Here is a 22292-nt window from a genome sequence, read left to right as displayed (position 1 = left end):
GTTAAAAATAACGTAATAGTATCATCATTACAAATATTATTTAATGACGAAATTCATAAATCTTTTCAGGTGTGACACAGTAATTTAAAGGTACGTCACTGCTTAAAATCTCTTTTATCTCTTCAACAGGCTCAAAAAATGAAAGGCCTATTTTAACCAGGTCAGGCCTGCAGCCTGCCAGAAACCGGTCGTAAAATCCCTTTCCATATCCCACTCTATGCCCCTTTTTATCGAATGCAAGCAGAGGAATGAAAACAACTTCAAGTTTCTCTGTCGAAATCTCTATCCCTTCCAGAGGCTCGGGGATATTCCACCGGCTTTTCTTAATTACGGTTTGATCAGTAAGTAAGTAGTTTACGAGATTTCCTGTTTTATTATCGGCTCTCGGAATCACCACTTCCTTATCCTTTCCCTGAAGAATGTGAAGTAGATATTCCGTATCCACTTCCTTTTGTTCGGCGATACTTAGGAAGATATGATAAAACCGATAATCCCATACAGGCAGTTCCAGGGATTTGTTGGCGATCTCAAGGCTCATTCTTTCGATATCTTCCTCGCTCAATTCAGTTCTTAGCCGCTTATATTTTTTTCTTATCTCACTCTTCTGCATGATCTTCTGTTTTTGGCTGCATGGAAATATGGAAAATGGCGTCTCCCTGATAAACTATAGGCGATTCATTAACATTGATCACATATCCTTCACTGCCAGACTTTATCTTATGCCTGAATTTTCCATAAGGATCGGTAATGGTCGCGATATACTCTCCTTTTTCCACATGTTTTCCGCAGGGAATTTTTATGTGCAGGAGTCCGCTGTATTTTGCCCTAAGCCATGAACTGTTTCCGATGAGTACGGTATCTTTTTTTACATCGGGGTATTCAAACCTGCTATTGAGCATCTCAAGATGGCTAAGAATTCTCATAACCCCTTCCACTCCGTATTTGGCAATATCCTTATTACTGTCCAGTGATTTTCCGCCTTCAAAAAGGAGAACGGGAATTCCAAGTTTTGAACAGGTTTCGCGGTAAGATTTGGTAATGGTTTTGGAATGTATGGTAAAAGGAGCATTGAAAATACGTGCATATTTTATGCTTTGTTCATCTCCTTTTTTAACTCTTATTTGTGGTGCATTAAAGCGGGCCGCTCCTCCTGTATGGAAATCAAGACAAAAATCGGCTATGGGCAATATTTTCTTTACGAACTGATAGGCAAAACGACTGGCCAAAGATCCGTGTTTTGTTCCTGGAAAAACCCGGTTCAGGTCTCTTCCGTCAGGAAATTCCCGTGCCATATTCAAAAATCCGAATATGTTGACTATAGGAATACAGATGATGGTTCCTATTTGCGGTTTATTGATTCCTTTGGAAATGATCTGTCTGACAATCTCTACCCCGTTGATCTCATCTCCGTGTATTCCTGCGGTAAGAAGTACCACTGGCCCCGGTTTTTTGGAGCGTTCTATGATCACGGGAACTTCAACTGAAGTAGTTGTGTAAAGCTTGGCCATATTGAAATTAATGGTAGCTCCCTTTCCCGGAAGTACTTTTTCTCCTAAAATCTCAAGAACATTGTTCTTGTCTATACGAGGCATATATTACACGTTTCTTTCTATATATCGGATTATTGTCTTGGCGATGTCCTTTCCCGTAGCCTCCTCAATTCCTTCAAGCCCCGGTGAGCTGTTCACCTCAAGAATAAGTGGTCCCCGGCTACTTTGAAGCATATCCACTCCGGCAACTCCCAGCGCCATCGCTTTCGCTGCCTTGATGGCAGCGTTTTCTTCATCATCGGTAAGCTGGATCACAGACGCCGATCCGCCGCGATGCAGATTGGATCTGAATTCTCCTTCTTTTCCCTGTCTTTTCATGGCTCCAACAACCTGGCCATCCACTACAAATGCACGAATATCGGCACCACCGGCCTCCTTAATGAATTCCTGTACGATCACCCTCGCCTGTAGACCGTTAAATGCTTCAATAACCGACTCGGCAGCATTCTGAGTTTCGGCAAGTACAACCCCTAGTCCCTGGGTTCCTTCCAGTAATTTAATGATTACGGGAGCGCCCCCCACATGTTCAATTATTTCTTTTACGTCTTTGGAATAGTTAGTAAAAACGGTCTTTGGAAGCCCTAGCCTGGCCCGGGACAGGATCTGGAGGCTTCTTAGTTTATCACGGCTTCGCACCAGTGCCTGTGACTCGGTTGTGGTGAAGGTACCCATCATTTCGAACTGTCTCACTACCGCTGTACCGTAAAAGGTGATGGAAGCACCAATTCTAGGGATAACCGCATCGGTATCTTCCAGAAAGTGGCCTCTATAATAAATGCAGGGATTTTTTTTCTCAATAATAAGATCACACTTTATTGGATCTATCACTTCAACTTCATGATTTCTTTTCTTTGCAGCCTCCACAAGTCTCTTGGTAGAGTAGAGCCTGCTATTTCTTGATAGAATTCTTATCTTCATTTATCTTTTGATTATAGGATACATCGATCAATTCAGTATCCACAATGAACTTTTTGGTTAAAAATTTTCTACCTATCAGCACCGGGTATCTCATTTCCTGCCGGTCTGATAGCGAAAGGGATATTTTAAATGTTTTTCCGAATAAGCGGATGTTCGACTGAACCTGATACCTTTTCTGGATGATGCCATTACTGCTTCTTACGAATACAATATCGTAGTCTTCAAATATGAATTTCTGGCCATCGTACAGAGGATGTTCCTCATCCAGAAACCTGCAGTGGATCTCATTATCCTTCTCAATTATATTTTCACAATGAATAGAGGAAGTATAGGCGCCGGTATCGATCTTTACGGCAATATCGTTAAGGTTTAAGGCAGGAAAATCTGCTTTGTCGAACCTTCCAATCACGATTTTCTCCATAATGCAATATAATAAAAAGCCATCAAAAGTTAAGCTAGCACAAAGTAAAGCAAAGATTATGCATATAATCAAAAGCTTTTTTTAATATCGATAAATTTTTAATCCTGCTTTAAAAATTTATCAGGCTATTAATTATGTTTTAAATTTGAGTAATGGAAAAACCTGCTCTGGAAGTTCAGTTAAAAACTCTGCCCAACAATCCCGGGGTTTATCAGTATTTTGATAAGAATGGGAAGATACTATACGTTGGAAAAGCAAAAAATCTAAAGAAAAGAGTTACTTCTTACTTTAATAAAAAGCATGACAGCCATCGCATAGGGGTGATGGTTAGGAAAATCCATGAGATAAGGCATATAGTGGTTGCTTCTGAAACCGATGCGCTCTTACTGGAAAACAATCTCATAAAAAAACATCAGCCTCGCTTTAATGTGATGTTGAAAGATGATAAAACCTATCCCTGGATCTGCATAAAGAACGAAAGATTTCCCCGTGTCTTCCCTACAAGAAAACTGGTAAAGGACGGAAGCGAGTATTATGGCCCGTTCACGAGTTTTAAAACCGTGAATACCCTGCTGGAGCTCATAAAAGGACTCTATAAATTAAGGACTTGTAATTATGATCTCGCTGAAGATAAGATAAGAGATGGGAAATATAAAGTATGTCTCGAATATCATCTTGGAAATTGCGAAGGGCCCTGTGAAGCTTTGCAGGCAGAAGAAGATTACAACAAGAATATAGAAGCGATCAGGCAGATCGTAAAAGGAAATTTTAAAGATTCGCTTCAGCGTTTCAGGAACCAAATGAAAGAGCATGCTGAAAAGATGGAGTTTGAGGATGCCCAGCGAATTAAGAATAAGATAGATGTACTGGAAAACTATCAGTCTAAATCCACTGTTGTAAACCCGAAGATCAATAATGTGGATGTCTTCTCCATAGTCACCGATGAGGGCTATGGTTATGTAAACTTCCTTCAGTTGTCCCATGGGGCGATTATTAGATCGCATACCATTGAAATGAAAAAGAAACTGGACGAGAGCGACAGGGAATTGCTAGAGCTTGCCATCATTGAGATCAGGCAGCGATTTAACTCGAATTCCAGGGAGATCTATGTTCCGTTTAAGGTGGATGCCGGGGAAGATCTAAAGGTGACCATTCCGAAACTTGGTGATAAAAAGAAAATTGTGGAGCTTTCACAAAGAAATGCGAAGTACTACAGGCAGGAACGCTTCAAACAGATGAAGATCGTGGACCCGGACAGACATGTGAACCGGGTAATGGCGCAAATGAAAGAAGATCTCAGGCTTAGTGAGGAGCCAAGACATATCGAATGTTTTGATAATTCCAATATACAGGGTAGCAATCCTGTGGCGGCCTGTGTTGTTTTTAAGAATGGGAAACCAAGTAAAAAAGATTATCGTAAATTTAATATCAAGACCGTTGAGGGGCCTAACGATTTTGCTTCTATGGAAGAGGTGGTTTTCAGAAGATACCGCAGGTTGCTGAATGAAGGAGAAGAACTGCCCCAGCTTATTATAGTTGATGGGGGTAAGGGTCAGCTTTCTAGCGGGGTGAAGGCTCTCGAAACACTTGGTTTAAGAGGAAAGATTGCGATCATCGGGATAGCGAAGAGATTAGAAGAAATATTCTATCCGGAAGATCCAATACCTTTATATCTGGATAAGAAATCAGAGACTTTAAAGATAATTCAACAGCTCAGGAATGAGGCGCACAGATTCGGGATTACATTTCACCGCAATAAAAGAAGTAAAACAGCGCTTAATACAGAACTGGAAGCTATTGCCGGAATAGGAGAAAAGACCGTGGTGGAATTGCTGACGCATTTCCGGTCTTTAAAAAGGGTAAAGGAGGCTTCCCAGAAAGAACTGGCCGAAGTAATAGGGTCTTCTAAAGCAGGAATTATTTATAATCATTATCACACAGGCTAAATGAGAAGATTTCTTCCTTTGCTATTCTTTATTTTCACATTTTTTGGATATGCTCAGAAAAATGAGGATCCAAAAATAGGCCTTGTGCTGAGTGGAGGGGGCGCAAAGGGACTTGCTCATATAGGGGCGTTAAAAGTGCTTGAAGAAGCCGGGGTACGTGTAGATTACATTGGAGGTACTAGTATGGGGGCTATCATTGGTGGTTTATATGCTGCCGGCTACTCTGCTACCGAGCTGGATTCGATCTTTCATGCTACTAATTTTAATATCCTTATCCAGGATGATATTCCCAGAAGCGCCAAAACCTTTTATGAAAAGGAAGATACCGAGAAATATGCTCTCACCCTTCCTTTTGACGATTTTCAGATAAGCTTTCCTTCAGGTTTATCCAAAGGTCAGAATATTTACAATCTCATGGCCCGGCTTACAATGCATGTAAGTGAGATAGAAGATTTCAGCGATCTTCCAATCCCATTCTTCTGTATCGCTGCCGATATTGAAACTGGGGAGGAGGTGATCCTGGATGAAGGTTCACTTGCTAAAGCTATTTCAGCAAGCGGAGCGATCCCTTCTTTGTTCAGTCCGGTTAAGATCAATGAAAGATTACTTACAGATGGTGGTGTGGCTAATAATTATCCGGTTGAAGAACTTCGGAAAAGAGGCGCGGAGATAATAATTGGCGTGGACGTACAGGATAGTCTTATCGCCCGCGAAGAACTGAGAAGTGTTTTTGATATTCTCACCCAGATAAACAATTTTAGAACTATTGCCGATATGAAGGTGAAGAAACCTTTAACCGATATTTACATCAAACCTGATATTTCTGCTTTTTCAATTTTGTCTTTTGATGAAGGTGCGGCAATAATCGATTCGGGCAGGGTTGCAACCCTGGAAAAGATGGATAAATTAAAGGAACTTGCCGAAGATCAGTCCCCACGGGAAAAGTTTGTGGTTCCAAAGCTCGAAAAATTCAATATCAGTGGCCTCGTGCTGGAAGGCAACAGTAATTATCCGCGGTCTTATATTCTTGGAAAACTGAAACTGGATTATGATGAACCCTACGATCTGGATGATCTGGGAATAGGGATAAACAACCTTTCGGCTACCGGTAATTTCAACAGGATAAATTATCAGCTTATTCCAAATGAGGAACCGAGAGATTATACCCTGGCCATGCAAATTGAGGAGAGTGAGAATAAAACATTTCTCAGGCTGGGGCTGCATTATGATGAGCTCTATCAAAGTGCAGCGCTGGTGAACCTTACGAAAAAAAGTTTAATGTTCACAAACGATGTGGTCTCCCTGGACATGATCGTTGGAGATAAGTTCAGGTATAACTTTGATTATTATATTGATAAGGGTTATTACTGGAGTATCGGACTTAAATCCAGGTATAATAATTTTGATAAGGATGTGAGCTTCGACCTGGCCCGTGAAAATGCTGGTCTTGATGAACTTGGAGGGGTGCGCGAGATAGTAGTGGATTACAAGGATTTTACCAATCAGTTCTACGTTCAAACCCTGTTCAAACAAGTGTTTCTTTTCGGAATGGGAGCCGAGCACAAATACCTGAACATAGCGTCTTCAACTATTAACAATCCGCAGCCTCAAAACAGAAATAATGTTTTTGAGGACACCCATTATTTTAGCACTTTCGGGTATCTTACTTATGATAGTTATGACAACAAATATTTTCCCAGGAAAGGATTGTATTTCAATGGTGATTTCCATGTCTATCTGCTGGCTTCGAATGATGATCCGGATTTCGCCGAATTTTCCATCGCTAAGGGGGAGATAGGTTATGCCACGCCTTTATCGAGCAAATTCGTGATGCGTTTTTCTACCGATACCGGTTTCAAAATAGGTAATGATAACATTAATGTATTCGATTTTTTCCTCGGAGGCTATGGGAACAACCTTATCAATAATTTTATTCCCTTTTATGGCTATGATTTTATTAGTCTTTCTGGAGACAGTTATATAAGAGGCTTGCTAGAGCTCGATTATGAGGCGTTTTCAAATAACCACATCATTGCCAGCGCCAATTTTGCCAATGTAGAAAACCGGTTATATACTACAGGAAGATGGTTTAGCTGGCCGGATTATTCAGGCTATGCGCTGGGTTATGGTCTGGATACTTTTTTAGGTCCTATGGAAGTGAAATATACGTATTCTCCTGAAGTGGAAGAAAGTTACTGGTTCTTCAGCCTTGGCTTCTGGTTTTAGCTGTAAAAATACCTGGAGATCCGGGAGTAAGTTGTTTTCACGTTTCAGTTCCGGTTTTTAGACTTCATTTAAGAATATTTCGCTAAAATTTCATGATATTTGTATAAATCGAAAAATAAAGTAGAAATAATCGGAATCCTTCAAAAATTATAGCTTTTTGATCGATTTTAAAACTGTAAATTATGCCTTTTTATCATAAACTTGGTAAAATCCCACATAAGCGCCATACGGTATTTAGAAAACCTGATGGGGGTCTTTATTATGAACAGCTCTTTGGAACTATAGGATTTGATGGGATGTCATCAAACCTATATCATGAGCACCGTCCCACGCAGGTTAAGGAGATTAAGGGGAGTTATGATGTAAGACCAAAGCTTGCTGTAGAGAATAATCTGAAATCTTACCGTTTTAAGGGATTTCAGATAACTCCGCATCCCGATTACCTGGAAAGTAGAAAGCCTGTTCTAACAAATTCAGATTGTGATATCATTCTGGCTTCTCCGCAACAATCAACTGAAGATTATTTCTATAAGAATGCAGATTCTGATGAACTGATCTTTATACATAAAGGAACGGGGAAACTAAGAACGCATCTTGGTAATCTTGACTTCAAGTATGGTGATTACCTTCTTATTCCGAGAGGAACCATATACAAGATGGATTTTGATGAAGAAGACAACAGGTTGTTCATTGTAGAGTCAAGAAGACCTATTTACACTCCTAAAAGATACAGGAACTGGTTTGGGCAGTTGCTGGAACATTCGCCATTCTGTGAGCGAGATCTAAGGCAGCCATATGAACTGGAGACCAATGACGAGCGTGGAGATTTTCTAATAAAGATCAAAAAACAGGGGAAGATATTTGATATGGTGTATGCTACCCATCCTTTTGATGTGGTGGGTTATGATGGTTATAACTATCCGTATGCTTTCTCTATCCACGATTTTGAACCGATAACCGGTAGAATTCACCAGCCACCACCGGTGCATCAGACCTTTGAGACCGATGCCTTTGTGGTTTGCAGTTTCTGCCCACGTAAGTACGACTATCATCCGGATGCCATTCCCGCTCCATATAGCCATAGCAATATAGATAGTGATGAGGTGTTGTATTATGTAGACGGTGATTTTATGAGTCGAAATGATATTGAAGCAGGCCATATTTCCCTTCATCCTGCCGGAATACCTCATGGGCCTCATCCGGGAGCTGTGGAAAGAAGTATTGGTCAGGTAGAGACCGAAGAACTTGCCGTAATGGTAGATACTTTCAAACCTCTTATGCTTACCGAGGATGCGATGGAAATTGCCGATGAAAGCTATCATAAATCATGGCTGGAAGAAGAGGATAAGGAATAAATATGAAAGAAGATCTTTTAGCTCAGGACAGGGCTATGTGGTAAAGCTTTAAAATTTCCCTAAAAAAATTTATCATTTAGCACATTCAAAATTAAAAATATTATGTCAACAGATAACACATCATTAAAATTGAAAAAAGTAGTACCAGATGCTGAAGATTTCCTTCCTATCCTGGGTACAGATTTTGTTGAACTCTATGTAGGAAATGCCAAGCAGGCGGCCTACTATTATCAGCATGCGTGGGGTTTTCAGCCCGTGGCCTATGCGGGGCTTGAAACCGGAAAAAAAGATACCGTTTCTTATGTACTGCAACAGGGAAAAATAAGACTGGTTTTGACCTCTCCTCTTGTTAGAGATGGAGATATCAATGAGCATATCAACAAGCACGGTGACGGTGTAAAATTCGTAGCTCTTTGGGTAGATGATGCTCGCAAAAGTTACGAGGAGACTACCAAAAGGGGAGCCCAATCCTATGTTGAGCCTTATGAATTGGAGGATGATAACGGTAAAGCCGTGATCTCAGGTATTCACACCTATGGAGAGACAGTGCATTTGTTCGTTGAAAGGAATGAATATGAAGGTCCTTTTCTTCCCGGTTATAGAGCCTGGAACACCAAAGCTGAAACTAAGGATACCGGCCTGAAATTCATAGACCATATGGTAGGAAACGTGGGTTGGAATGAAATGAATAAATGGGTGGAATTTTATGCAAAAGTTATGGGGTTCGCCCAGTTGGTATCATTTGACGATAAAGATATTTCTACTGACTATACTGCTCTTATGAGTAAGGTGATGAGTAACGGAAATGGGCGAATTAAATTCCCCATAAACGAACCCGCTGAAGGAAAGAAAAAATCCCAGATCGAGGAATATATAGATTTTTACAATGGTGCCGGGGTTCAGCATATTGCGCTGGCCACAGATAATATTATAGAAACCGTAACTGCATTACGGGATCGTGGTGTGGAATTCCTGTACGTGCCTGAAACCTATTATGACGATCTTCTGGATAGAGTTGGAGAGATCGATGAAGATCTCGAGCCATTAAAAGAGCTTGGAGTTTTAGTAGACCGGGACGATGAAGGTTATCTATTACAGATCTTTACCAAACCTGTTCTGGACAGGCCAACTATGTTTTTCGAGATCATCCAGCGTAAGGGTGCTCAGTCTTTCGGAAAAGGAAACTTTAAAGCCTTATTTGAGGCAATAGAAAGGGAGCAGGATTTACGAGGTACGTTGAATTAGAATTAAAAAACTACTAAAATTTAAACTGGAAAAATAAAATTCTGATAATCACATAAATTTTTAGTTAAAGTTAATTTAAGTGTTGCGGACAAGGTAGAAATATCAGACTTTTGCATCCGCATTTTTGGAGTGGTTACCAGGAATGATTTAATTTTTTTCATAATTTAAGTTTTAGTTGGTTAATAGAACAAAATTCCCCGTCATTAATTTGATGGGGTTTTTTGTTTTAATACTTTTGGAATAGTAATTGTAAATAGCGTATCAAGCCCCATAAATTACAGTAACTTAGGAAATTTAATGTGATGAAAAGACTTTTTGCAATTACCTTTATATTTGTCTTAATATCTACCACTAAGCTGTTCTCCCAGCAGGCATTTGAAGCAGGAGAATGGTTTAAATTCCGTATTCATTACGGTTTTTTTAATGCAAGTTATGCGACTCTGGAAGTAGATGAGACCTGGCTTAATGATAAATCCGTTTATCATGTTAAGGGCCGGGGTAAATCTACCGGTTTGCTGAGCCTTTTTTTCAAAGTAGATGACGATTACCAAACCTATATAGATCGCAGGACGGGAAAACCCTATAAATTTATCAGGAAAATTTACGAGGGGGGATATACCAAGGATCTGGAAATAGACTTTGATCATCAGTCCAATAAAGCCCACGTACTAAATAAGGAAACCGATATAAGACAGAGCTATTGGGTTCCCAATAATGTACATGATATGTTGTCTGCATTTTATTATATTCGCAACCAGATTAATGGCCAGGATCTGAAACCAGGGGATGAGATGACATTGAAGATGTTCATCGATGATGAAAATACTGATTTTAAGCTTGTTTTCCTTGGACGGGAAGTGATCAAAACCAAATTTGGAAAGGTAGCTACTTTAAAATTCAGGCCTTATGTTTTGGCGGGTCGGGTATTTAAAGAAAAGGAGAGCCTTACATTTTGGGTGAGCGACGATAAGAATAAGATTCCTATCAAGATAGAGGCTGATCTGGCCGTGGGTTCTTTAGATGCTGATCTGGAGGCGTATAAAGGACTTAAACATCAGTTTAGTATTATAATGAATTAAATATGGAAATAAAACCCGAAATCGCCGAACGAATTAATAAGCTTGAAGAAAAATTCAGGAATTCGGGGCAGGATATGGGTTCCTATCTGGACGGTCTGTTATATGACCGTTACCTTTCTTACTGGGACTATATAAGTGTGGATACGCTTCTTAGTCTTCAAAAAACAAACACTCATTTTCCTGATGAAACTATCTTCATCACCTACCACCAGATAACGGAGCTTTATTTTAAGCTCATTATTCATGAGCAGAAGCAGATCATAGAAAGCCCGACACTTACTACCTCTTTTTTCATTGAAAAACTGAAAAGGATTAACCGTTATTTCCGAATCCTGATAGATTCATTTGATGTGATGATCAAGGGAATGGAAAGAGAGCAGTTTCTGAAATTCAGAATGGCACTTTTGCCCGCAAGTGGTTTTCAGTCTGCGCAGTTCAGGATGATAGAGTTATATTCAACTCCTTTGGAGCATTTGGTCTCCACAGAAATTCGTGAGAATTTTTCAGAAGAAGATAGTCTGGAAGAACTTTACGAGAATATATACTGGAAAAAGGGAGGTATCGATCTTAAAACGGGTGAAAAAACGCTTACGTTAAGACAATTTGAAAAACGTTATACCCCCCGGTTTTTACGAATCGCAAATCAGGTGAAAGGCAATACCATTTACCATCGCTATTTGAATATGCATGAAGAAGACAGGAACAATAAAGATCTTATTCAGGCGTTGCGAAACCTGGACGTAAATGTGAATATCAACTGGTTGCTTATGCATATGGGTGCAGCCTATCGTTATCTTAGTAAAGAGAATTCTACTATCAAAGCTACGGGCGGAACTAACTGGAAACAGTTTTTACCTCCTGGCTTTCAGAAAATATCTTTCTTCCCTAATTTATGGAGTAAGGAAGAACAGGATGATTGGGGCAGACAATGGGTTAATCACACTTTTAATACAGAAAAATAAAAAACAAAAAATTGAAGAAACTAGGTTTATTGTTAATGATGATGCTGGCATTTGTTGCCTGCAATGATGATGAAAAAGACCAGGCTGTAAAAGAGGTTAAAGAAAAAAAACTGCCGCCGGTTGAGAAAGAATATGGTTTTGTGCTTAACAATTATGAAGTAGTAAAGGATACTATAAAGTCGGGAGATTTTTTTGGTGCTATAATGGATAAAAGCGGGGTTGATCCTGGAAAAGTTTATGAGATCACGCAGAAAGTAACCGATACTTTTAATCCGGCGCGAATTGTGGCCGGTAAAAAATACATGATCCTAAAGGCCAAAGATTCAGCCAAAACACCGGAGTTTTTCATATACGAGAATGATAAGATCAATTATACGGTGGTGGCCCTGGGAGACAGTATTTATGCAGCACGGCGAAAGCGCCCTGTAACCATAAAGAAAAGAGAGGTTTCCGGAGTTATCACTTCGTCTCTTTCTGAAGCCATGCAGGCACAGGGTCTTAGTAACCTTCTGGTTTATGAACTTTCTAATATTTATCAGTGGAGTATAGATTTCTTTAAACTTCAAAAGGGAGACCAGTTTAAGATGGTCTATCATGAAAAATATATTGAGGACACTATTTTTGCGGGAATCGAAAAAGTGGATGCCGCTGTTTTCAAACATTCAGAAAAACCTTTTTATGCTTTCAGATATCTTACGGATAGCATTTCGGGAAAACCAAGCTTCTATGATTCTGAAGCTAAAGCATTGCAGAGCTTTTTTCTAAAAGCTCCCCTTAATTATTCCCGAATATCTTCAAGATATACCAAAAGACGTTTTCATCCTGTTCAGAAAAGATGGAAAGCTCATTTGGGAACCGATTATGCGGCTCCTTACGGGACACCTATCGTAAGTACTGCGAATGGAAGGGTAATAGCTTCCAGTTATACCTCAGGAAATGGTAATTATGTGAAAGTACAACATAACAGTAAATATACTACCCAGTACCTTCATATGACCAAGCGAGCGGTTAGAACCGGCCAGACTGTAAAACAGGGAGATGTGATAGGTTATGTTGGAAGTACAGGACTGGCAACGGGACCTCATGTGTGCTACAGATTCTGGGTGAATGGAAGACAGGTGGATCCCTACCGTCAAAATCTGCCTTCAGCCAAACATATTGAAGAAGAACTGAAGGATGAGTATTTTGCATATATCGAGCCTTTAAAAGAAGAATTAGATCAAATTCCTTACAAAAATATATAGATGAAAAATATAAATCCAACCACAACCGAAGCCTGGAAGGAGTTAGAAAGTCATTTTAGCGAAATTGAAAGTGAACATATGAGAGATATGTTCAAAAAAGATAAAAATCGTGCTGAAAAGTTCAGTATTCGGTGGGAAGATTTCTATATAGACTATAGCAAGAACAGGATCACGGAAGACACCCGAAACCTTCTGCTGAAACTGGCAGAAGAATGCCGGCTTGAAGAAGCTATCAACAGTTACTTTTCCGGAGAGGCTATTAATCAAACCGAAAACAGACCTGTACTACATACAGCATTGCGGGCCGATAAGAATGCGGAAATAAAAGTGAGGGGAGAAAATGTTCTTCCGGAAGTTGAGGAAGTAAAAGCAAAAATTCGTGATTTCAGCTTTGAAGTAATCAGTGGAGCAAGAAAGGGTTATACCGGTAAAGCCTTTACCGATGTTGTAAATATTGGGATTGGTGGTTCGGATCTTGGACCTAATATGGTAACTGAAAGTCTGAAATTCTATAAGAACCATCTTAATCTTCATTTTATTTCGAATGTGGATGGAGATCATGTTCATGAGACCATAAAGGACCTGAATCCTGAAACCACGCTGTTCCTCATAGTTTCCAAGACCTTTACTACAATGGAAACCCTTAGCAACGCTACTACCGTTCGCGAATGGTTCCTGAAATCGGTACCTGAAGAAGAGGTTTCTAAACATTTCGTGGCGGTTTCTACTAATCTTGAAAAGGTAGCCTCTTTTGGGATAGACCGGAACAATATTTTCCCGATGTGGGACTGGGTAGGTGGTCGTTTCTCGTTATGGAGTGCGGTAGGCCTGTCCATAAGTCTGGCTATTGGCTTTGATAATTTTTCAGCCCTTCTTGATGGAGCCCGTAAAATGGATGAACATTTCAAGAATACTTCATTTGATAAGAATTTACCGGTTCAACTGGCTCTTCTAAGTATCTGGTATAATAACTTTTTTAAAGCCGAGAGCGAAGCGGTGATCCCTTATTCTCAATACCTGGATAAATTTCCTTCTTACCTTCAGCAGGCGATCATGGAGAGTAATGGTAAGAGCGTAGATCGTAATGGGAAGTGGGTTGATTATCAAACGGGAACCATCATTTGGGGGGAACCAGGTACCAATTCTCAACATGCTTTCTTCCAGTTGATCCATCAGGGTACAAAACTGATTCCTGCAGATTTCATCGGATTTAAAAGATCCCTGTTTCAGGATAAGTCACATCATGATAAACTGATGGCTAATTATTTCGCTCAGACTGAAGCCTTGATGAACGGAAAAAATGAGGAAGAAGTTGAAGAAGAGTTAAAATTCAAGAATTTCAGGCAGGAAGAGATAGACAGGATAAAGCCATTCAAGGTCTTTGAAGGGAATAATCCTACTAATACCATCTTAATAGATAAATTGAATCCTGAGAGTATGGGGAAACTCATTGCCCTATACGAACATAAGATCTTTGTTCAGGGAGTTATCTGGAATATTTTCAGCTATGATCAGTGGGGTGTGGAATTAGGTAAACAACTGGCGAGTAAAATTCTGGCTGAGTTTGAAACCCATGATGTGGACAACCACGATTCTTCTACCAGCAATTTATTGAAATATTATATGGAATAAGAATAAATATAATAAAGGCAGATTTATGGGAAGCTCCGGAGAAAATCCGGAGCTTTTTTATGGAATATGCTCAAATTATATTGACATGAAATTAATTATGCGTGCATAGATATTAACAAATTGGTATCTGGTTAAACAAGACGGTAATCTAAGCTATAGCAGTAATTCACAGAGAAAAAATTTTAGGGAGATTTCTGAGGAAGTGGATAAAAAGTTAAAATTCTTAACTTTTGGGTAATGGTAGTTTTGTAGGAAAGTGTTTTTTTTGCAGCGAATTTTAATCAAACACAAACTATTAAACAAATGAGGAAATTATTACTGTTAGCGATGTTTTTAACATCCGCTACCATTTTTGCTCAAGGGATTATTACCGGTACGGTAATAGATTCTGAAATGGATGGACCTCTGCCTGGCGCGAACGTTATGGTGGTAGGAACCCAACAAGGTACAATGACGGACTTTGATGGAAACTTTAGCATTGATGTTGAAGATGCATCTGGAAGGATTCGTATCAGTTTTGTAGGCTACGAAACAAAAACGGTATCTTTCAACGTAACTAACGGGGAGACTCAGGATCTTGGACAGATCGTATTGAGTGCTGATGCGAATGCATTATCTGAAGTAGTGATTACCGGGGTGGTTGACTTAGCTAAAGATCGACAGACTCCAGTTGCTGTTTCAACTATTCGTTCTCAGGAAATCGAGGAAAAACTGGGGAACCAGGAATTTCCGGAAATCCTGAGTACTACTCCTTCTATCTATGCTACCAAGCAAGGAGGTGGATTTGGAGATTCACGTATCACTATTCGTGGTTTTGATACTCAAAACTCTGCGGTGATGATTAACGGTATTCCTGTAAATGATATGGAGAACGGTCAGGTTTATTGGAGTAACTGGGCTGGACTAAGTGATGTGGCTTCTGCTATTCAGGTACAGCGAGGACTTGGTTCTTCTAAACTTGCCGTATCTTCTGTAGGTGGTACTATAAATGTTGTAACAAGATCTGCCGAAAGAAAAGAAGGTGGTTTTGTAAAGGCTAGTGTAGGTAATGATAGCTATCTTAAGACGATCGCTTCTTATAATACCGGTCTTAATGATAATGGCTGGTCTGGTTCTTTTCTTTTAAGCAGAACTTCCGGAGACGGTTATGTGAATGGGACGGAGTTTGAAGGTTATAATTATTTTATTGGTGCAGGTTACAGACTTAATGATGACCATGACTTCAATTTTATTTTAACCGGTGCACCACAACAACATAACCAAAGAAGTTTTTTCACAAGTTTAGGTAGTTATTTGGAATACGGTGAAAATGGTGAGCCGAATGAAAAGTATAATCCGGAATTCGGATATAGAAATGGAAAGGAATTTACATTTGCAGGTAACTTCTATCATAAACCAGTGGCTTCCCTAAGTTGGGATTGGGATATAAATACAGACTCCAAACTTACTACAAGTGCTTACGCATCTTTTGGGCGTGGGGGTTCCATAGGTCCTATAGGAAGAATTAATGGGGATAGGTATTATTCCCTTCCAAAGACAGATGATGGATTATTAAGAATTGATGACATTTTTGCCTATAACTCAGGTCAGAATGTTCCGGATTTTGGTGGTTCAAGAGAAGGATATACCGGTGGAGGTAATGCCTACCAAGGTGCTTTTGTAAACGGAAACGAAACTCCATCTGATTTTGTAAATGATGCAGGCCATATATATGGACCTGAAAATGGTATCACCAGAAGGTCTTCAATTAATTCCCATAACTGGTTTGGACTGATTTCTAATTATCAAAAGGAAATAAATGATCAGCTTACTCTTGATTTTGGAGTTGACTTAAGATCTTATACAGGTTTCCATTATAGAAGAATGGTTGATTTAATGGGGGGTGATATTTATGTAGATAATAACGATAAGACAAACCCTTACAGATTCCTTTCTGAAACTTACGAGCCTACCATTGATAATACTTTGAATGTTTTTAAGAGTATCGATGATGAGGAAAAGATAGATTATTACAGTGAAGGTTATGTAAACTGGCAAGGTGCATTCGCTCAGTTAGAATATGTGGGTGATCAAATTTCCGCTTTTGTTCAGGGAGCGATTTCTAATCAAGGATTTAAGAGAAAAGATTATTTCTTATACGATGAGAATAACGAGGAAACAGATTGGGAAAATATATTAGGTGGAAATATAAAAGGTGGGTTAAATTTTAACATTAACGAACAGCATAATGTTTTTGGTAATATTGGTTATTATTCTAAACAACCACTTTTTGACGCTGTTTACCTAAATGATACAAATGAGAAGAATCCAAATTTAACAAACGAACAAGTATTTGGAATAGAATTGGGCTATGGCTTCCGATCTCAATTTTTCAATGCTAACGTGAATCTTTATAGGACTTCCTGGGCCGATAGATTTGAAACTACCTCGGCTACTTTCTTCGAAGATACTGATGATGAAATCAGAGGTGTGGCTAATATTTTAGGTGTTACACAGGTACATACAGGTATTGAATTTGATTTATATGGTAGAGTAGGAAATAAATTTAGGTGGAATGGAATGCTTTCTATTGGTAACTGGGAATATAAAGATGATGTAAATGTTTCATATCTTGATGAAAACCAAAACCCAATTCCAGGTGCAGAGGATGCCGTTCTAAATCTGGATGGAGTAAAAGTTGGAAATGCCGCCCAGTTTACTGCTAGTTTAGGTGCAGACTACCAGATTATAGATAATCTTAGCGTAGATGCCACTTACCGTTATGCTGATAATTTATATGCTTCTTATGATGCTACTGATGCAGAAGACGCTGATTTTGAGGTGTTTGAATTGCCATCGTATGGCCTTCTGGATCTCGGAGCATCTTATGGTCTTGATCTTGGAGAAAACAGACTCACCTTTAGAGTGAACGTTAATAATGTTACGGATAATATCTACATTTCTGAGTCGCTAACTAACAGGTTAGCAGGTCCTGGCGCTGAAACATGGAATGGTGTGAACACCAGAAATAATGTTTTCTTCGGGTGGGGAAGAACCTGGAACGCAAGTGTAGCTTTTAGATTCTAATTCAATAGGAATAGATGTCATTTTAAAAACGTCCCATAAAAATGGGACGTTTTTTTGTGTTTAATTATATTTAACAAAATTTAAAATATCATGTACGAAACCATTCAGTTTATTCATTCATATTGGGCATATCTGGTGCTTTTTATGTTACTTATTGCAAGTTTTAACGGAATCATTGGCTTTGCCGCGAATAAGGAGTATTCCGCTACCAATTTCAGGATCGCCCTGTTTACCCTTATTGTTTCTCATATTCAGTTACTGATAGGTCTTATCCTGTACTTTACCACACCTTATTTTAAGATGTGGGCCGAAGAAGGAATGGGGGGAGTAATGGCAGATTCTACGCTTAGACTTTATAATGTAGAGCATCCGTTGATGATGATCATTGCGATAGTCCTGGTTACCATAGGGTACTCTCAACATAAAAAGAAACTTACATCAGGACCTAAGTTTAAGAAACTTGCAATATTTTATGGTCTTGCATTTGTAGTAATGCTTTCCCGGATTCCCTGGGCTACATGGTTTTAGATAGTTGAAGAAACTATTTCCACATTGAGCCTGTCGAAATGTGACTATAACAAATCTAAAAAGCTTTGGATTTTCCGAAGCTTTTTTGTTTTTCTGTATTCTTACACCGATAGAAATTCTTTAATTTGAATTTATCTGTCTTATCAAATAAATATAAACCGGGAAATGATCGCTATACCCGCCTTCATAACCCGAGTATCCATAGGTCCTGAAAGGATAGTCTTTAAATTGACCATTTTGAGTGATCAGATAAGGCTTGTTGAAAATTCCAGCCTTGTAAAATTCAAACCCCTGACTTTTCTTATTCAGGAGATTTGAGGTCATAAAGATCTGGTCAAAAAGATTCCATGAGTCGCGATAAGCCAGGCTTCCCTTGCCTTCTTTCAGCATATTTTCCATTGGATTATACAGAGAATTTTCTGAAAGCCTGTTCCTGCCAGCCTCGGTTTTCAAGATCTTTTTAAAACTCTTATTAGTGGGATCATCATTAAAATCTCCCATGCTAATTATTCTGGCATCAGGATTTATCTTCACCAGTGAGTCTATTATCCTTTTATTTAAGGATGCCGCTTTTTCTCTTTTATAGGCACTTCTTTTCTCTCCACCGCCACGGGAAGGCCAGTGATTTACTATAAAATTTACCTCTTCCTTATTCAAAAGTCCGCTCACCACCAGTTGATCCCGGGTATAATCCCTTTTAGTGGGGTTGTCAGCCTCATAGATGACCAGTCTCCGGGTTTTAGAGTCCAGAGGTGTAAAGTGTTGTTTTCTGTACAAAAGAGCTACATCAACGCCTCTTTCGTCCTGTGAATCAAAATGAATTATTCCGTAATTATATTTACGCAAATTAGGATGGATGATAAGGTCTTCCAGTACCTTTCTGTTTTCTATTTCACACACCCCAAGGATCGCTGGAGGTTCTGGATTTACATCGGTACCAATTTCGGAAAGGACCCGACTTATATTTTCAATTTTCTTTTGATATTTCTCTTCTGTCCAGGCATCTTTTCCCGATGCTGTTCGGTCATCATCAAAAGTTTCGGGATTGTCTTCAGTGTCAAAGAGGTTTTCTACATTATAAAATGCAATGGTACTTATTAGGTAATCTTTTTTTTCCTGAGCGGAAAGACTAAAAAAGGTCAGATGAATACTCAGAATAATAAGATTTCTGAATAGACAGATCAGGTATTTCTTCAAATTTTTAAAAATTTATTAGTTTTTTAAAGTACTGAAAATAAGTTTATTATATATTTACTCGCTTAAATTTTATCAAAATTATTTTGGGGCGATTAAATGAACATAAAGGTTATTCCGGCAGTTATGGCCATGCTCATTTGCATGAACATGAATGCCCAGCAAATTACCATCTCAGGTAGATTTGCAGATGCCTTTACCGAAGTGCCCTTACCACAGGTAAAAGTTTCTATCGAAAGTTATTTTACGAATGTATTTTCTGATTCCGATGGTGAATTCCAGCTGGACCTAAGCGGTATTGTGCCTGGTGAATATATTTTGAGAATAGACAAATTGGGATATCTGCTCAAGCGTATTCCGGTAGATATCCAATCTTCTGGAAAGGAACTCGGTACCATCCTGCTCCAGCCAGATCCTGCTTTTGAGCAGAATCAGCAGGCGACCATTAGCCTAACAGAGGCCGAATTGCTTTCGGATGAAAGTGAGTTTGATAATATCTCGGGCATACTGCAATCCAGCCGGGATGTTTTTCTGAATGCGGCCGCCTTCGATTTTAGCCAGACCTTTTTCCGACCTCGCGGTTTGGGTTCCGAATATGGCAGGATTCTTATCAACGGATTAGAAATGAACAAATTCTATGATGGGAGGCCCCAGTGGAGCAATTGGGGCGGACTCAATGACATGCAGCGGAACCAGGTTTTTACAAACGGGATTTCAGCTAATGATTACCAGTTCGGAGGGCTAGGAGGTACCACGAATATTATCATGAGAGCTTCAAAATATCAAAAGGGAGGCCGGCTTTCCTTTGCAGGTTCTAATAGAAGTTACACCGGAAGGTTCATGGCTACCTATGCCTCAGGAGAAGAGAAGAATGGCTGGTATTATGCTATTTCTCTTGGTCGTAGGTTTGCAAAAGATGGCTACATGGACGGAACGGTCTATGATGCAAATTCCTTTTTCATTTCTGCAGAAAAGAAACTGAATGAAGATCATTCTCTTAATTTTAGTGGGATCTATACTCCTAATATCAGGGGACGTTCAGCGGCAATTACTAAAGAGGTTTTTGAACTTAAGGGTAGAACTTATAATCCCTACTGGGGATATCAGAATGGAGAAATAAGGAATTCCCGGATTCGGGAAACCAAAGAACCTATCCTGATGCTTAATCATTTCTGGAAAATGTCAGATAAAGCGTCTATTAACACTAATATTTCCTACCAATTTGGAGAGACAGCGAATTCCAGGATAGATTTCGGTGGGACCACCCTGAATACTACGAATGATCAAACATCTTTTTATGGGGGAGGGGCAAATCCCGATCCTGTCTATTATCAGAAATTGCCTTCTTACTTTTTAAGATTTGAGGACAACCAGAATTTTGAAGCAGCCTATCGCGCACAAAATGAAATAAAAGGCAATGGACAACTGGACTGGACTTCTTTGTATTCAGCCAATCTAACTGCTGTTGAAAATGGGCGTAATACTGTCTATGCACTCTCGGAAGACGTGAATCAGGATTCACGGTTTTCTGCTAATTCTATCCTGGGCATTCAGCTTAACAATAACCTCAAGTTGAACGCTTCAATTAGATATGGTCGTTTAGAAAGTCACAATTATGCACGAATCAAAGACCTTTTAGGTGGGAATCGATTTCTGGATATAGACATTTTTGTGCAGGATGAAATTGGGGAGATATCCGGCCTGGCTGCTCAAAGTGATCTTCAGCATCTCAACCGAATCGTTGCTGAAAACGAACATTATAAATACGACTATGATGTCTCAGCTGAGGAAGCAGAATTATTCAGCCAAATACAATGGACCTGTCGTAAATGGGAAACTTACCTGGCCGGAGATTTTGGATCTGTTAGCTATCAGAGAAATGGGAACTATCAGAATGGTATTTTTCCAGGCAATTCTCTGGATAAAAGTGAAGTTGCCGAATTTTTCAATTTTGGAGTTAAATCAGGAGCGGTTTATAAAATTTCCGGAAGACAGAATATTGAATTAAATACCGGGTATTTTAACAAGGCTCCCGGTTACAGAAATGCTTTTGTCAATCCAAGACAGAACAATCTATTAGTCCCAGGTCTTGAGGAAGAGAAAATTAAAACAGGGGATATTTCATATCGTTATCGTTCTTCGTTTCTCAATTTCAGATTCACCGGCTATTTTACTGAAATATCAGGTGTCACCGAAGTTTCCTATTACTATGCCGATGGGCTCTCTGGACTGGAGCGAGAGAATACAACTGCTTTTGTTCAGGAGGTATTGAGCGGCATGAACAAACATTATTATGGGATAGAAGTTGGTGCCGAATCCCAACTTACTTCCACTATCAAAGTAAAATCTGCTCTGGCTTTAGGCGAATATATTTATACTAATAACCCAAATCTGTCCTTAAGCTCTGCAAGTTTCGATGCTACACTTGATTATGGTAAAGCATATTTGAGGAATTATCACTTGCCAGGCGGACCACAGACCGCGGCACAATTAGGTTTTGAGTATCGCGATCCTGATTTCTGGTGGTTCGGGACCACATTCAATTATTTTTCGAATGCATTTATCGATATAAATCCGTTAACCCGAACCACTAATTTTCAAAAGGATTATGATGGTTTGCCTTTGATTGAATATGATGCGGAGACCGCTTCCAAACTCCTCAAACAGGAAAAATTTAACGATTACTTTCTTTTGAATGCGGTAGGAGGAAAGTCCTGGCGCCTGAAGGATAAATATCTCGGCACTTTTATAAGTCTCAATAATATTTTCAACGTGGTATATAAAAGTGGGGGGTATGAACAGGGGAGAAATGCAAATTACCGGAGTTTAAAAGAAGATATGTATAGAGAAATGCCACTTTTCGCCCCAAAATACTGGTATGGGCAGGGGACAACCTTTTTTGCAAATGTTTATTTAAGATTTTAAG

At 39.3% G+C, this 22292-nt stretch carries 16 protein-coding genes; 11 read left to right on the top strand and 5 right to left on the bottom strand.

Annotation, left to right across the window (positions count from 1 at the left end):
• Positions 1-40 precede the first annotated feature (40 nt).
• Genes LU635_RS06585 through LU635_RS06570 form a run of 4 tightly spaced genes read right to left on the bottom strand, consistent with a single transcriptional unit; the run spans position 41 to position 2889 of the window.
• Entirely contained in the window at positions 41-610 is a 570-nt protein-coding gene (locus tag LU635_RS06585) for a 5-formyltetrahydrofolate cyclo-ligase (protein WP_240097418.1), read from the bottom strand.
• Positions 597-1592, bottom strand: coding sequence for a succinylglutamate desuccinylase/aspartoacylase family protein (locus LU635_RS06580; protein WP_240097416.1), 996 nt, complete (start codon positions 1590-1592; stop codon positions 597-599). The genes LU635_RS06585 and LU635_RS06580 overlap by 14 nt, the downstream gene beginning before the upstream one ends.
• Positions 1593-1595: 3 nt before the next feature.
• Positions 1596-2468 (bottom strand): 30S ribosomal protein S6--L-glutamate ligase, encoded by an 873-nt coding sequence (gene rimK, locus LU635_RS06575; RefSeq protein ID WP_240097414.1) that lies wholly within the window; start codon positions 2466-2468, stop codon positions 1596-1598.
• Entirely contained in the window at positions 2440-2889 is a 450-nt protein-coding gene (locus tag LU635_RS06570; RefSeq protein ID WP_240097412.1) for an ATP-dependent zinc protease family protein, read from the bottom strand. The genes rimK and LU635_RS06570 overlap by 29 nt, the downstream gene beginning before the upstream one ends.
• A 152-nt stretch (positions 2890-3041) precedes the next feature.
• Between LU635_RS06570 and uvrC the strand changes: the two genes are divergently transcribed.
• The 10 genes from uvrC (at position 3042) to LU635_RS06520 (ending at position 18172) form a co-directional block, all read left to right on the top strand.
• On the top strand, positions 3042-4835 hold the full coding sequence (uvrC, locus tag LU635_RS06565; RefSeq protein WP_240097410.1) for an excinuclease ABC subunit UvrC: 1794 nt from the start codon (positions 3042-3044) through the stop codon (positions 4833-4835).
• On the top strand, positions 4836-7061 hold the full coding sequence (locus tag LU635_RS06560; RefSeq protein ID WP_240097408.1) for a patatin-like phospholipase family protein: 2226 nt from the start codon (positions 4836-4838) through the stop codon (positions 7059-7061).
• Positions 7062-7243: 182 nt separating this feature from the next.
• Positions 7244-8416, top strand: coding sequence for a homogentisate 1,2-dioxygenase (locus LU635_RS06555; RefSeq protein ID WP_240097406.1), 1173 nt, complete (start codon positions 7244-7246; stop codon positions 8414-8416).
• Positions 8417-8518: 102 nt separating this feature from the next.
• On the top strand, positions 8519-9661 hold the full coding sequence (gene hppD / locus LU635_RS06550) for a 4-hydroxyphenylpyruvate dioxygenase (protein WP_240097404.1): 1143 nt from the start codon (positions 8519-8521) through the stop codon (positions 9659-9661).
• Positions 9662-9963: 302 nt separating this feature from the next.
• Entirely contained in the window at positions 9964-10740 is a 777-nt protein-coding gene (locus LU635_RS06545) for a DUF3108 domain-containing protein (RefSeq protein ID WP_240097402.1), read from the top strand.
• Between the two features lie 2 nt (positions 10741-10742).
• A complete protein-coding gene (locus LU635_RS06540) occupies positions 10743-11702 on the top strand; it encodes a tryptophan 2,3-dioxygenase family protein (RefSeq protein ID WP_240097400.1) in 960 nt (319 codons plus the stop codon).
• An 11-nt stretch (positions 11703-11713) separates the two neighbouring features.
• Positions 11714-12946 (top strand): peptidoglycan DD-metalloendopeptidase family protein, encoded by a 1233-nt coding sequence (locus tag LU635_RS06535; RefSeq protein WP_240097398.1) that lies wholly within the window; start codon positions 11714-11716, stop codon positions 12944-12946.
• Positions 12947-14578 carry a glucose-6-phosphate isomerase gene (pgi, locus tag LU635_RS06530; RefSeq protein ID WP_240097396.1) on the top strand — a complete coding sequence of 544 codons (1632 nt, stop codon included), beginning with the start codon at positions 12947-12949 and terminating at the stop codon, positions 14576-14578. It abuts the gene before it with no gap.
• Positions 14579-14881: 303 nt separating this feature from the next.
• On the top strand, positions 14882-17644 hold the full coding sequence (locus LU635_RS06525; protein WP_240097394.1) for a TonB-dependent receptor: 2763 nt from the start codon (positions 14882-14884) through the stop codon (positions 17642-17644).
• A 90-nt stretch (positions 17645-17734) separates the two neighbouring features.
• Complete coding sequence (locus LU635_RS06520; protein WP_240097392.1) at positions 17735-18172, top strand: hypothetical protein; 438 nt, start codon at positions 17735-17737, stop codon at positions 18170-18172.
• A gap of 120 nt (positions 18173-18292) precedes the next feature.
• Here the strand turns inward: LU635_RS06520 and LU635_RS06515 are convergent, their stop codons facing one another.
• A complete protein-coding gene (locus LU635_RS06515; RefSeq protein WP_240097390.1) occupies positions 18293-19369 on the bottom strand; it encodes an endonuclease/exonuclease/phosphatase family protein in 1077 nt (358 codons plus the stop codon).
• A gap of 96 nt (positions 19370-19465) precedes the next feature.
• Between LU635_RS06515 and LU635_RS06510 the strand changes: the two genes are divergently transcribed.
• Entirely contained in the window at positions 19466-22291 is a 2826-nt protein-coding gene (locus tag LU635_RS06510) for a TonB-dependent receptor (RefSeq protein WP_240097388.1), read from the top strand.
• Position 22292 lies beyond the last annotated feature (1 nt).

The sequence above is a fragment of the Christiangramia crocea genome, from assembly GCF_022410465.1.
Classification (GTDB): domain Bacteria; phylum Bacteroidota; class Bacteroidia; order Flavobacteriales; family Flavobacteriaceae; genus Christiangramia; species Christiangramia crocea.
Note: the sequence above shows the minus strand (reverse complement) of the source record. Positions and strands in the feature narration are given on the sequence as shown.

Bases quoted from the DNA above. Each gene is read 5' to 3' on its own strand.
- LU635_RS06570 (WP_240097412.1), bottom strand. From the start codon at position 2,889: ATGGAGAAAATCGTGATTGGAAGGTTCGACAAAGCAGATTTTCCTGCC.
- hppD (WP_240097404.1), top strand. From the start codon at position 8,519: ATGTCAACAGATAACACATCATTAAAATTGAAAAAAGTAGTACCAGAT.
- LU635_RS06560 (WP_240097408.1), top strand. From the start codon at position 4,836: ATGAGAAGATTTCTTCCTTTGCTATTCTTTATTTTCACATTTTTTGGA.
- LU635_RS06585 (WP_240097418.1), bottom strand. From the start codon at position 610: ATGCAGAAGAGTGAGATAAGAAAAAAATATAAGCGGCTAAGAACTGAA.
- rimK (WP_240097414.1), bottom strand. From the start codon at position 2,468: ATGAAGATAAGAATTCTATCAAGAAATAGCAGGCTCTACTCTACCAAG.
- LU635_RS06510 (WP_240097388.1), top strand. From the start codon at position 19,466: ATGAACATAAAGGTTATTCCGGCAGTTATGGCCATGCTCATTTGCATG.
- pgi (WP_240097396.1), top strand. From the start codon at position 12,947: ATGAAAAATATAAATCCAACCACAACCGAAGCCTGGAAGGAGTTAGAA.
- LU635_RS06580 (WP_240097416.1), bottom strand. From the start codon at position 1,592: ATGCCTCGTATAGACAAGAACAATGTTCTTGAGATTTTAGGAGAAAAA.
- LU635_RS06520 (WP_240097392.1), top strand. From the start codon at position 17,735: ATGTACGAAACCATTCAGTTTATTCATTCATATTGGGCATATCTGGTG.
- LU635_RS06525 (WP_240097394.1), top strand. From the start codon at position 14,882: ATGAGGAAATTATTACTGTTAGCGATGTTTTTAACATCCGCTACCATT.
- LU635_RS06555 (WP_240097406.1), top strand. From the start codon at position 7,244: ATGCCTTTTTATCATAAACTTGGTAAAATCCCACATAAGCGCCATACG.
- LU635_RS06540 (WP_240097400.1), top strand. From the start codon at position 10,743: ATGGAAATAAAACCCGAAATCGCCGAACGAATTAATAAGCTTGAAGAA.
- LU635_RS06545 (WP_240097402.1), top strand. From the start codon at position 9,964: ATGAAAAGACTTTTTGCAATTACCTTTATATTTGTCTTAATATCTACC.
- uvrC (WP_240097410.1), top strand. From the start codon at position 3,042: ATGGAAAAACCTGCTCTGGAAGTTCAGTTAAAAACTCTGCCCAACAAT.